Source organism: Streptomyces sp. NPDC006544 (assembly GCF_040611715.1).
Lineage (GTDB): Bacteria > Actinomycetota > Actinomycetes > Streptomycetales > Streptomycetaceae > Streptomyces.
On record NZ_JBEXOV010000090.1, the window covers coordinates 17,284 to 29,360 of the forward strand.

A 12,077-nucleotide genomic window follows, 5' to 3' on the forward strand; every position below is an offset into this window, starting at 1 on the left:
GTGCGGTTTTCAGCCACGCACACCCCTGGAGTTCCCCCTCCGCCTCACGCCGCATCCCCGATCACAGTCGTGAAGCCTTCGATCACTGTAGTCAGTTCATCGTCCTGACCCAACACACCTGTGTGGCCGGGGCCGGTGAACCACACGCGTTCACTGCAAACGGCGCCTTCGGTTCCGGGCTTCACGGGCCACCGCCGCCGTACCGGAGATCACGGCGATGAGCACGCCGCCGGTCCCCAGCGCGTACGTGCCGAGGCGCTCGTCCCGCTCCCGCGCCGTCTCCCCCGTCCGCATCGCGGCCGGCTCCGGGGCCGCCGCCGGGGGCGGCCCCTGGTCGGGGACGGGCGCCTTGGGGATGTCGTGGTCCTGGGTCAGCGCGCGGACCGGGTCCACCACGCCCCAGCCGACGTAGTCGTCATGGCCGTTGACGGACCGCTCGGCCGTGTTCTGGAGCTGCCAGACCACCTGCTGCGCGGACCACTGCGGGTGCTCGGCGCGCACCAGGGCGGCGACCCCCGCGACGTAGGGCGCGGAGAAACTGGTGCCGTTGTCCACGCACTGCCCGAAGCCGGGGACGGTGGAGACCATGTCGACGCCGGGCGCCGCGATCCCGACGAAGGAGCCGGGCTGGGAGAACGCGGCGCGCTCGTTGTTGCGGTCCGAGGAGCCCACCGCCAGGACGCCGGGGAAGGCCGCCGGGTAGGTGGCGCGCTTCTGGCCGGTCAGGCCGTCGTTGCCCGCCGAGGCGACGACGACGACGTTCGCGTCGACGGCCCGCTTGACCGCCTGGCCGAGCTTGGAGTCCTGGGTGAGCGGTACGTCGGTGTCCTGCGAGATGTTGATGATCTGCGCGCCCTTGGACAGGGCGTGGTCGATGGCCACGCTCATGGACTCGGCGTTGCCGTTGCCCTGCCCGTCGTTCTGCCGGATCGCGATGATCGTGGCCTCGGGGGCGATGCCGACGAAGCCGGTACCGGGCTTCGGCCGGCCCGCGATCAGCCCGGCGACCTTGGTGCCGTGCCCGACCGTGTCGTTGGTCCCGTCGCCCTTGGGGTCGAGGAGGTCCGTCCCGGCGGCGATGTCGATGGCGTCGCTGAGCTGCGGGTTCACCCGGTCGACGCCGGTGTCGATGACGGCGACGCGCACGCTCTTGCCGTCGCTCGTCCGGCCCTTGGTCTGCGCCCAGAGCTCGTCGAGCAGCAGCCGCTGGAGCGCCCAGGGGCGGTCCTCGATCTGCTTCTTCATGGGGAAGGTGCACTCCCCCGCGCCGGCGGGACGCAGGGGGTGCGGGGCTCGCACCGCCGCTCCGTACGGGGCCTCGCGCGGCCCCTCGTACGGAGGCTGCGGCGGCGCGGCCGCCAGCGCGAGGGCGGCGGCCGCGAGCAGGACGACGGCGGCGGGCTTCGGGGCCGCCGCCCCGGAGGTGCCGCGCATCACGAACCCTGGGGCTGACGGGCGGAGTTGCTGTCCAGGCGCGGGCCCTTGGAGAGGAACTCCGACCACGCGATGGGCACCGTCACCGGGACCACGCCTCCGTAACCGAGCCGGGCCTGTGCCTGGCTCGGCGCCGGACGGCCGTCGGAGGTGGACGGGCCGCCCTGCCCGGCCGTCGGGGCCGCTCCGGGGGAGGCGCTCGCGCTCGCTCCGGGTGAGGGCTGGGCGGCGTCGCTGTCGCCGTTGGCCTGGACCGCGTACCGCAGGCCGGTGTCGGTGACCAGGAACAGGGCGCCGCCGGCGGTGGTCTGACGGCCCTGGGTCTGGGTGTAGAGCAGGCCCGTGCCCGGGGTGACGTAGGCGCTCGTACCGGTGGCCGTGATGTCCACCGGGAATCCGGTGCCGGCCCAGGTGCTCACGGTCTGGTTGCCCTGGCCGTCGACCGAGCGCAGGACGCTGCAGACGGTGTCGCGGTCGCCCTCGGCCCCGGTGGCGCCGGCGCCCGCCGCACGGACCTCGTTGATCCGGTCGGTCTTCTTCTGCGGCCACTTCGCGTCGCCCTTGAAGGCGACGGGATCCGGGTTGATGGACTGGAGGTCCACCTCGCGGGGCTTGCCGTGCATGTCCAGCCCGTCGGTCGCGGGCGAGGAGATCATCAGCCAGGCGACGAAGTCGGAGACGGGCACCACCTTGCCGGGCAGGACCAGGTAGTGCTGCGTTCCGGAGCCGGTCATGGCCATGAGCACCATGCCGACCTTGTCGTCCGCGCTGGCGAGGCCCTTGACCCCGGCGGGAGTGCCGGACCTGGCGCCGGCGGGCAGCTGCGGGAAGGCCAGGTCCTCACCGGAGTCGAGGGTGGCCAGCCACTCGTCGGTGACCGGCTGCGGTACGGCGCTGCCGCCGACGAGGGCGTTGGTCATCGTGCTCGCGTCCGCGGCGCCCTCGGGGAACCGGTACTTGGTGCCCGCCGCGTCGACGAGGTACCTGCCCTTGGCGGGGCCGGTGCTCTGGACGTACAGCGCCTGGGTGTCGGAGAGCCGGCGTCCGTCGTCCATCAGCTTCGCCTCGCGGTCGGCGAGGACGAACGTGGCGGTCTGCACACCCCGGCCGTTGCCACCCGGCTGCTGGCACACGGCCCAGCGCTTGGCCTTCGCCGCGTCCGCGGGGGTGGGCAGCCGGTCGGGGGCGTAGGGGATGCCGATGATGGGGCCGCGCGGCAGCTTGCCCGCGTCCAGCACCTTGTCCTCGACCTGGACGACCTTGGCCTTGGCGGGGTCGAGCAGGAGCCGGGCGGAGGCCAGGTTCAGCACCGGGTGCAGCCGCGTCTGGTCCTTGCCGTCGACCTTGGTCGTCAGGACCACGTACCGGGTCGTCGACTGCTTGCCCACGATGACCTGCGCACCCGGGGCGTCCCAGCCCTTGGGGGCCGCCGGCTTGAACATGCCCCAGGCTCCGAAGGCCGCCAGGACGACCGCCGCCGTCACCACGCCGGGCAGCACGGCGCGCAGCGGCCGCGGCGCGCCCTCCTCGGTGCCGGTCGCGGAAGGCTGAAGGAACGCGGCCACCGTGCGTCGCTTCGCAAAGGTGTACGCGTTGAGCTCGTCACGTCGTGATGCCATGGCCGCCTGCTTCTCCCCGCCCGGCCCGGTCGGTGGATACGGTCTCCGGGCCACTCTTGTCCGACCGGCCACCTACTATGCCTGCTGACGGAGGGTGCGCGGGGGCCGGGTAGGGTGAGCCAGCCGCTCCACGCCTTCCGGGCCGGGGGAAACAAGGGGTGTTGGGCGGATTGGGGAGATTCCGGGGTCAAGCGGCCGGCTGTCGCGCGTGACGCCGGGGCTCACGGGGCCGAGCCCCTGAAAGGGGAGGTGCGCGAGAGATGGCCACAGCCGTCAGGCCGCGGGCCGGAGCGTCCGCACCCGCGCGCGCCGGTGTGACGCCGTATCCGAAGTCCAGCCCGGGGCGGTTCGGTCCGTTCCGACTGCAACAACTCGTGCTCCTCCAAGTCGCCGTGGCCGCACTGCTGGTGGCCTGGGTGGTGGAGCCGCTGCTGCTCGTCCCCGCCGGCGCCCTCGCGGTCGTCCTCGTGGTCCTCGCGGTCGTGCGCAGGCACCGGCGCTCGCTGCCCGAGTGGATCGGCGGCGCACTCGCCCTGCGCGGCCGTCGCCGCCGGGCCGCCGCCACCGCCGTGCCGGCGGGCACCGAACCGGGGCTGGCCCCGCTGGTCGAGGCCGATCCGGCGCTGCGCACCCTGACGTTCAGCGAGCGGGAGCGCGAGCGCGGCCGCGACCGGCGGCCCGTCGGGATGGTCGGCGACGGCACCTTCCTGACCGCCGTCGTCCAGGTCGACATGGAGGCCACCGCGCTGCGCCCCGACCGGGGAGCGCGACCGCTGCCGCTGGGCCTGGTCCGCGACGTGCTCGAAGTGGACGGCATCCGCCTGGAGTCCGCGCAGCTGGTGCAGCACACCCAGCCGGCGCCGGCCCCGCACCTGCCGGCCCAGTCGATGGCCACGCGCAACTACGCCCCGCTGCAGGCCACGACGGGAAGCCCGGCGGTGCGGATCACCTGGATCGCGCTCAAGCTGGATCCGGAGCTGTGTCCCGAAGCGGTCACCGCGCGCGGCGGCGGGCTGACGGGCGCGCAGCGCTGCCTGGTGCGGGTGGCCGACCAGTTGGCGAGCCGGCTGGCGGGCGCCGGGTTCCAGGCGACCGTCCTGACGGAGCAGGAGCTGACGGGCGCGCTGGCCACCTCCTCGTGCGCGAACCCGATGGCGATCACCCAGGCGGGACGGTCGGCGGCGACGGGCCGGCGCACCGAGGAGACCCCGCGGACCTGGCGCTGCGACGACCGCCGGCACACCACCTACTGGATCAGCCGCTGGCCGCAACTGGGCGGAGCCGGAGCTGCGTTGCCGCAGTTCGTGGCGCTGCTGACCTCGCTGCCCGCGCTGGCGACGAACTTCAGCCTGACGATGACCCCGGCCGAGCGGCACGAGATCACCCTGACGGGTCACGTCCGGGTCACCGGGCGCAGCGACGAGGAACTGGTGGCCGCACGGCGCGGATTGGAACAGACGGCCCGGGGCGTGAAGGCCGGGCTGGTACGGCTGGACCGGGAGCAGGTACCGGGGCTGCTGGCCTCGCTGCCGCTGGGAGGAGCGCGATGAGCGGCTCGAGAAGGGCTTCGGCCGCGGCTCCGGCCGCCACCTCGGCCCCGGCTTCGGCGGGGGCCCCGGCCCGGGCCGCGGCACGGGGCGGATTCGGCCTGGTGGGACCGCGCCGGGAGCGGCACGCGGTGGCCGCGGCGGATCTGGACGCGCTGGCGCTGCCCGTCGGCGACGACGGGGTCGTCGTCGGCGTGGACGCCCAGGGCCGGCCGGCGGTGCTCGGGGTCAACCGGCCGACGCCGTACGAGGTCACGCTGATCGGCGGCCTGTGGACCGCGCAGGTCCTGGCACTGCGGACGGCGGCCACGGGCGCGCGGGTGACGGTGGAGACGGGGCGCGGCCAGGTGTGGTCGGGCCTCGCCCAGGCGGCGGGCGGCGGCCAGCAGTGCGTGACCCTGCACGACGTCGGCCGGGTACCGCCCCAGGGCGCGTCGGCGGGCAGCCCGGTCCTGGTGATCCGCGACTGCGGGATGCGGCCGCCGCGCGGCCGCGTGGCCGCGGGCCCCTGGCAGTCGGTGCTGACCCTGCTGCCGTACCTGAGCCCGGCGGCGCCGCGCCTGCTGCAGAACTCCTCCCTGGTGGGCGTCCAGCGCGTCTCCCCCGACGAGGCGGAGCAGATCGGCCGGCTGATGCGGCTGCCCGTGGCGGCGGTGGAGTCGCTGCCGACGCTGGGCGACGGCGTGACCCTGTGGTGCACCGCCCTGGACCGCCAGTTCGTGATGACGCAGCCGACGGACACGGAGACGGGGCTGCTGGGGCAGCCCCGGCGGATCGACTGAGACCCCGCAGGGGGGCGATTGGCCGCGGGCGGCGCCGTATGGGCAGGATGGAAGCGGCCCGCGTCCCGTGACGTACCTCGGGGGCGGGCCGACGGGGGCGGATACTGGCCACGGGGCGCCATTAGGCTGAGCGTCGGCGTGGCGTCTCGGTAGCTGCCGGAGCAGTGTTCGACAGATCAGGAGGACCAGTGAGCGGCGATCGGAACGAGAGGCGCGGCGGGACGTGGGACGTCCCGACGGACGATCAGTCCGACGCGGAGCCCGAGCTGACGGGCGAGTTCACCATCGACTACACCCCGCCGGCCTGGTACACCCAGGGCGCGGCGCCGGCCGCCTCGCCGGTCCCCGGCCTGCCCGAGGGCAGCGGCTTCGAGCCGCACCGGCCGTCCGAGCTGACCACACCCCCGACGATGCGGATCGCCCCGCCGGCCCCCCGCACCCCGTCGGACGCCCCGGTCGCCCCGGCGGTCCCCGCGGTCCCGGCCGAGCCGACGGCGCCGGCGCCGACGCCGGCCCCGACCCCGACCCCGATCAACGCGGGGGCTCCCGCGCCGCTCCCGGTGTCGCATCCCGGCGTGCCCCAGGGCGCCGTACCGGCGTACCCGGCTCCGGCTCCGGCCGACGCGGCCTCCTCGCACGTCCCGGCACCCGCGGACGCGCCTGCGGTTGCTCCTGCTCCTGCTCCTGCGGACGTGCCTGCCGACTCCGTACCGGTGGCGGCCGCGCCGCCGCTTCCGGGTGCGGGTACAGGTGCGACTCCCGCTCCGGCGGCCCCGGAGTCCCCGAACCCGGATCCCGCCGCCGTTCTGGCCGATCCTTACGCGAAGGCGGGCACCCCCGACAGGGCGCCCGAGTCCGCGGCGCCGTCCGGCGCGGCCCCCGCCGGTCCGCGGCCGGAGGCAGGCACGGCCGTCGTCGCCGACGCCGTACCCGCGCCCGAGCGCGCGGCGGCGCCGTTCCCCGGCGCCGCCGTGGCCGACGCCCCGCCCGCGCCCGATCCCGCGCGTACGCCGACTCCCGCCCAGGGAACGGCCGTTCCGGCCTCCCTCGCGGAGAACCCGTTCGAGGGGACGGCCCCGGTTCAGGACGTGCCCGGCACGACGGCCGCGGAGCCCGCGGACGCGGTGCCCGCCGCCTCGGAACTGCCGCCGCTGCCGCCCGAGTTCCCCGCCTCGGGTGCTCCGCAGGCCGGATACGGGTTCCCGCCCGCGGCCGCCGCGCCGCAGTCACAGCCACAGCCACAGCCACAGCCGCACGAGTTCCCCGCCTCCGGCGCACCCCAGGCCGGATACGGGTTCCCGCCCGCAGCCGCAGCGCCGCAGCCGCAGCCCGCGGGGTACGGGTTCCCGCCGCCCGCGCAGCCGTACGCCCAGCAGCCGCAGGCCCCGCAGGCCGAGCACGGGTTCGCGCCGGTCGCCCCGGCCCAGCCGTACGCCCAGCAGGCGCAGGCCCCCCAGGCCCCGCAGTCCCCGTACGGATTCCCGCCCGCCGGTCCGGCGCAGCCGTACGCCCAGGCCCAGCCGCAGCCTCAGCCGCCGGAGCCTTCCGCGCAGCAGTACGCCCAGCCGCAGCCGCCGCAGGCCCCGTACCCCGACGCCGGTGGCGGCCAGTGGGCACAGGGACCGCAGGGGCCCCAGGGACCCCAGCCGGGCCAGGACGCCTACTACGGCGCCCCCCAGCCCGCCGGCGGCGCCCCGCTCGGCTACACCGCCGCCGTCGAGCTGTCCTCGGACCGCCTGGTGCGCGGCAAGCAGAAGGCCAAGAGCGGCAACGGCGCGCCCGGCGGCGGCCTGTTCCGTTTCGGCGGAAAGGCGGCCGAGGCGGAGCGGCGCCGGAAGGTGGAGCTGATCCGGACCCCGGTCATGTCCTGCTACCGCATCGCCGTCATCAGCCTCAAGGGCGGCGTCGGCAAGACCACGACGACCACCGCCCTCGGTGCCACCCTCGCCACCGAGCGCCAGGACAAGATCCTCGCCATCGACGCGAACCCCGACGCCGGAACCCTCGGCCGCCGCGTGCGCCGGGAGACCGGGGCCACGATCCGGGACCTGGTCCAGGCGATCCCGTACCTCCACTCGTACATGGACATCCGGCGGTTCACCTCCCAGGCCCCCTCCGGCCTGGAGATCATCGCCAACGACGTCGACCCGGCCGTTTCGACGACCTTCAACGACGAGGACTACCGCCGCGTCATAGAGACGCTGGGCCGCCAGTACCCGATCATCCTCACCGACTCGGGCACCGGCCTGCTCTACTCCGCGATGCGCGGCGTCCTCGACCTGGCCGACCAGCTGATCATCATCTCGACGCCGTCGGTGGACGGCGCCAGCAGCGCCAGCACCACCCTCGACTGGCTCTCCGCGCACGGCTACGCCGACCTCGTCTCTCGCTCCCTCACCGTGATCTCCGGGGTCCGCGAGACCGCCAAGATCATCAAGGTCGAGGACATCGTGCGGCACTTCGAGACCCGCTGCCGCGGCGTCGTCGTGATCCCGTTCGACGACCACCTCGCGGCCGGCGCCGAGGTCGACCTCGACCTCATGAAGCCCAAGACGCGCGAGGCGTACTTCAACCTCTCCGCGCTGGTCGCCGAGGACTTCGTCCGTGCCCAGCAGCAGGCGCCCCAGGGGCACTGGGGCCAGCCGCAGGCGCAGCCGGGCCAGGCCTACAACGCGCCCCCGCAGGCCCCGGCCCCCCCGGCCCAGGCCCAGGCCCAACAGCCGTACCCGCAGCAGCCGTACCCGCAGCAGCCCTACCCGGTGCCCGGCCAGCCCTGGCAGCAGCCGCAGCAGCCGCAGCCGCCCCAGCCGCCGCAGCAGCAGCCGCCGTCCCAGCCCCACCCGCAGCAGCCCCCGCAGCCCGGCCAGCCGCCGCGCGACCCGCGCCTCGGCTGACGGGGACGGCTCACGCGCGAGGGCCCGTACCGACCGGAGTGACTCCGGACCGGTACGGGCCCTCGCCCGTTCACCGTGCTCGCCGCGGTCGCGGCACCTACCCGGCGTCCGCGTCCGCGTCGGCGTCGGCGTCGTACGCATCCGTCAGCACCCGCGCCCGCTTCACGTCGTCCGCGATCGCCTCGAGCAGCCCGTCCAGCGACTCGAACTTCGCCATCCCCCGCACGTACGCGAGGAAGTCGACGGTCACGTGCATGCCGTACAGGTCCAGCCCGACCCGGTCGATGGCGTACGCCTCCACGGTGCGCTCGGTGGCGTCGAACTGAAGGTTCGTCCCCACCGAGATCGCCGCCGGCATCCGCTCGCCGTCCGCCGTCAGCCAGCCCGCGTACACGCCGTCCGCCGGGATCGCGGTGTGCGGCTGCGTCTCGACGTTCGCCGTCGGGTAGCCGAGCTCGCGCCCGCGCTGCGCGCCGCGCACCACGACGCCCTCGACCCGGTGCGGCCGTCCGAGGATCTCTGCCGCGCCCTCCATGTCGCCCTCGGCGACGAGCCGCCGCGCGAGCGTGGAGGAGAACGGCACGCCGCCGCCCGCCTCTCCGCGCTCCACCAGGTCGACGACCTCGGTCTCGTAGTCGTAGGTCGCGCCCAGCTCGCGCAGGAAGTCGACGTTTCCGGCGGCCCTGTGGCCGAAGCGGAAGTTCGGGCCCTCGATGACCGCTTGCGCCTGCAGCTTGTCGACGAGGACCTTCACGATGAAGTCGGCCGGGGACAGCTGCGAGAACTCCGCGGTGAACGGCAGGATTAGCAGCGCGTCCACGCCCAGCCCGGCCATCAGCTCGGCGCGCCGGTCGTAGGGGGCCAAGATCGGCGGGTGGCTGCCGGGGCGGACGACCTCGCTCGGGTGCGGACTGAAGGTCACGACGACCGACGGGAGGCCGAGCGCGCGCGCCATGGCCACGGCGCGTCCGATGATCAGCTGATGTCCCCGGTGCACGCCGTCGTAGGAGCCGATGGTGACGACGCTGCGTCCCCAGTCCTGGGGGATGTCCTCCAAGCCACGCCAGCGCTGCACTGTGACCGCTCCTCGCCCGAACCGTATAGGCCCTGTACTGGTTTGCCGATTGCAGGTCTAAGACTGCCATGCCGGTGGCCGGCGCCCACCATCGGCGTCTGCGGGCCGCGCACCGCCGTGGCCGAGGGTCTCCACGGTCCGGCGCGCGTCCGGCCCCAGCAGCGCCGCCGCCTCGGCCGGCGCCTCGGCCAGCCAGCGGGCCACCAGGGCGCCGAAGGCCGGTTCGGCCCGCGCGAGCTCCACCGTGCGCAGCTCGAACACCGCCGGGCCGCCCGGCGCCCGCAGCAGCCTGCGGCCGGTGCGGCGCAGCAGCTCCCGCGTCCGCTGGTGCGGGCGGGCGGCGGCCCCCGTGGCCAGTGCCCCGAGGAACGCGTCGAGCACGACGGGGTCCGGCTCTTCGAGGAGCAGTACGTCGGCCAGCTCGCTCCGGAGCGCGGACGAGGCCTCCGTGCCCGGACCGGCCAGTACGGCGGCCAGCGCGGCCCGCACCCCGGGCGTCCCGGAGCGCAGCAGGTCCAGTACGAGCGGGCGGAGCACCGGGGCCGCCGCCAGGCCCTGCTCGAGGCGCCGGTCCACGAACTCGGCGGCGTGCGCCGCGTCCTCGGGGTGCCGCGCGAGGTGCTCCCGTACGAGGTCTGCGGCGCGCCGCGCCAGGGCCGGTGTGGTCAGCGCGGCCAGGGCGCGCACCACCTCCCCGTCGGCCCGGTCCCGCAGGGCGCCGAACACGGCGTCCGGGTCGGGGAGCACGGGCAGCGCCGCGACCAGCGCGGAGGCGGGCAGCCGCGTCCCGCGATCGGGGTCGCGGAAGCGGGCGAGGGCCTGCGGCAGGTAACGGGCCCGCACCTGGGGGTCGCGGAGCAGGACCGCCAGGGCGCTGCCGTGCACGGCGGTGTCCGCGGGCCGGGCGAGCAGCGCCTGCGCGGCGTGGCGCAGCAGTTCGCGGTCGGCGGGGGTCCGCACGTGCGGTGCGGTCAGCGTCGCGTACGCGGCGGCCGCGGCCCGTCGGCCGGGCCGCTCGTCGTGCGCCCACCGGTCCACGGCCCGGCAGAGCGCGGAGGGTTCGTCCTCGGCGAGGACGGCGAGCAGCGCGTCGGCGTGGGGGTGCGCGGCGGCGACGAGCGTCTCGGCGAGGTGGTCTACGGCGACCGCGCGGTGGGTGTGCAGCAGGGCCTGGGCGGCGGTGGCGACGGTGGCCCCGGGACGGCCGAGCAGCCGCCGCTCGTCGGCGAACCAGCCGCAGAGCAGCGGCTGTACGAGCCGTGGCGCGCGGACGAGCCGCCGGGCCGCGGCGTGGAGGTACCGGTGGTCCCGGGCCACCAGCCTGCGCAGCAGCGCGAACCGGTCCCCTTCGGCCAGCCTCAGCCGGTTCCAGAACCAGGCCCCGAACTCCTCGGCCGGAGGGGTGGCCGCGCGGACCAGGTAATCGGCGAGGGAGTGCAGGACGGGGAGGTACGGGGTGGCGTCGGAGGCGTGCAACAGGGTCTCGCGGAGCAGCCGGGCGGCCCACCAGCGGGCCTCCGGACCGGCGGCGACGGCCGGGTCGGGGGCGGGGGCCCGGCCGGGGGCGGGGACGGCTTCCCAGTCCGGGCCGAGGTATGGGCCGGGGTAAGGGGCGGCGCCCGAGCCCGAGCCGGGATACGGGACGGCGTCCCAGTCAGGGCCGGGATACGGGACGGGGCCCGAGTCCGGGCCGGGATACGGGCCGGGGGCGGCGTGGAGCTGGGCGTGGGCGTGGGCCTCGGCATCTTCCTCAGTGCTGCCCACTGCCTCGCCGTCCAGTACCGCCACGAGCCGCGACAGCGGGACCGCGGCCGCGTCCGGCGGGAGGCGGAGCAGCGCTTCCAGGACGGGACCGATGCGGTGGCGGGGGACGGCCCCCCGGCCCAGGGTGTCCAGGGCGGCGGGGAGATCCAGGTGGGCGGCCTGCAGCCAGTCGGAGAGCTCCTCGTGCGCGAAGCGGTAGCCGTCTCCGGCCGGGACCAGCAGGCCTTCGGTCAGCACGGCGGAGGCCCAGCCGGGGCGCCACGGGAACAGCTCCTCGAAGGCCGCGCGCCCCAGTCGGCCCTGTCCCGGGCCGAGACAGAGCCGCGCGGCCTCGTGGACCCGCCCGGCCACGCGCGCGGCCAGCCGCCCCACCCCCGGCCCGTGCACCCCGGCGTGCTCCTCCTCCGGAGCCGGTCGGATGCCGGTCGCGGTCCAGGGCGCGGTGCCGGTCCGACTCGCGGTGCACGTCCCGGACGCCGTCCTTGTCCCCGACCCCAAGCCCGTCCCGCCCCGGGCGGCAGCCCTCCGGTCGGGGGCCGGGGCTCCCCCGTCCCCCGGCCCGCGCGGCCGCGCGGGCGCGGCGCGGCCGTCCCGGAGGGAGGCGGCCGAGACGCGGACGGCGATCCGCAGGCACAGGAGGTCCAGGTGGGCGGCGAAGACCTCGGCGCGGGAGGGGCGGCCGGAGGTGACCCCGGCCGCGCGGACGTCCGCCAGCAGCCGCAGCGTGAGGGGGTGCCGGGCGTCGGCCCCCGCGACCGCGTCGGCCGGGATGCCCAGCCGGGTCCGGGCCGGCGCGGCCTCCTCCGGGGTGAAGTCGCCGATCGGGAGCGCCGGGGGCAGCCCGCGGGCCGGCCGGGCCGGGAGGTGCAGCGGGAGCCGAGTACGGGAGTGACCGTCCTCGCAGGGGCCGGGCAGAGCACGGAAAGCGATGTGAATCCACCCCCCGCCCGGCGGGGGTGTGC

At 75.9% G+C, this 12,077-nt stretch carries 6 protein-coding genes and 1 pseudogene; 3 read left to right on the forward strand and 4 right to left on the reverse strand.

The features are described from left to right. Window positions 1–150: 150 nt before the first annotated feature. On the reverse strand, window positions 151–1,434 hold the full coding sequence (mycP, locus tag ABZY44_RS30205; RefSeq protein ID WP_356659333.1) for a type VII secretion-associated serine protease mycosin: 1,284 nt from the start codon (window positions 1,432–1,434) through the stop codon (window positions 151–153). Continuing rightward, window positions 1,434–3,053, reverse strand: coding sequence for a type VII secretion protein EccB (eccB, locus tag ABZY44_RS30210; RefSeq protein WP_356659335.1), 1,620 nt, complete (start codon window positions 3,051–3,053; stop codon window positions 1,434–1,436). Before eccB ends, mycP begins: the two co-directional genes overlap by 1 nt. Before the next feature lie 260 nt (window positions 3,054–3,313). Here eccB and eccE point away from each other — a divergent pair, with 260 nt between their 5' ends. From eccE to ABZY44_RS30225, 3 genes are all read left to right on the forward strand, one after another. Next, complete coding sequence (gene eccE / locus ABZY44_RS30215) at window positions 3,314–4,603, forward strand: type VII secretion protein EccE (protein WP_356659337.1); 1,290 nt, start codon at window positions 3,314–3,316, stop codon at window positions 4,601–4,603. After that, the gene (locus ABZY44_RS30220) at window positions 4,600–5,382 is read left to right on the forward strand and encodes a hypothetical protein (RefSeq protein ID WP_356659339.1); all 783 of its coding nucleotides are present in this window, start codon (window positions 4,600–4,602) and stop codon (window positions 5,380–5,382) included. The genes eccE and ABZY44_RS30220 overlap by 4 nt, the downstream gene beginning before the upstream one ends. Window positions 5,383–5,570: 188 nt before the next feature. Continuing rightward, a complete protein-coding gene (locus tag ABZY44_RS30225; protein ID WP_356659341.1) occupies window positions 5,571–8,276 on the forward strand; it encodes an SCO5717 family growth-regulating ATPase in 2,706 nt (901 codons plus the stop codon). Between the two features lie 97 nt (window positions 8,277–8,373). On the opposite strand, the gene ABZY44_RS30230 is transcribed toward ABZY44_RS30225, so the two are convergent. Continuing rightward, window positions 8,374–9,351 carry a bifunctional riboflavin kinase/FAD synthetase gene (locus tag ABZY44_RS30230; RefSeq protein ID WP_356659343.1) on the reverse strand — a complete coding sequence of 326 codons (978 nt, stop codon included), beginning with the start codon at window positions 9,349–9,351 and terminating at the stop codon, window positions 8,374–8,376. A gap of 57 nt (window positions 9,352–9,408) precedes the next feature. Then, window positions 9,409–12,077, reverse strand: a pseudogene (locus ABZY44_RS30235) (hypothetical protein); the annotation flags it as partial.

Excerpts from the sequence above, each read along its gene's own strand:
- ABZY44_RS30220 (WP_356659339.1), top strand. The coding sequence starts at position 4,600 with ATGAGCGGCTCGAGAAGGGCTTCGGCCGCGGCTCCGGCCGCCACCTCG.
- eccE (WP_356659337.1), top strand. The coding sequence starts at position 3,314 with ATGGCCACAGCCGTCAGGCCGCGGGCCGGAGCGTCCGCACCCGCGCGC.
- mycP (WP_356659333.1), bottom strand. The coding sequence starts at position 1,434 with ATGCGCGGCACCTCCGGGGCGGCGGCCCCGAAGCCCGCCGCCGTCGTC.
- eccB (WP_356659335.1), bottom strand. The coding sequence starts at position 3,053 with ATGGCATCACGACGTGACGAGCTCAACGCGTACACCTTTGCGAAGCGA.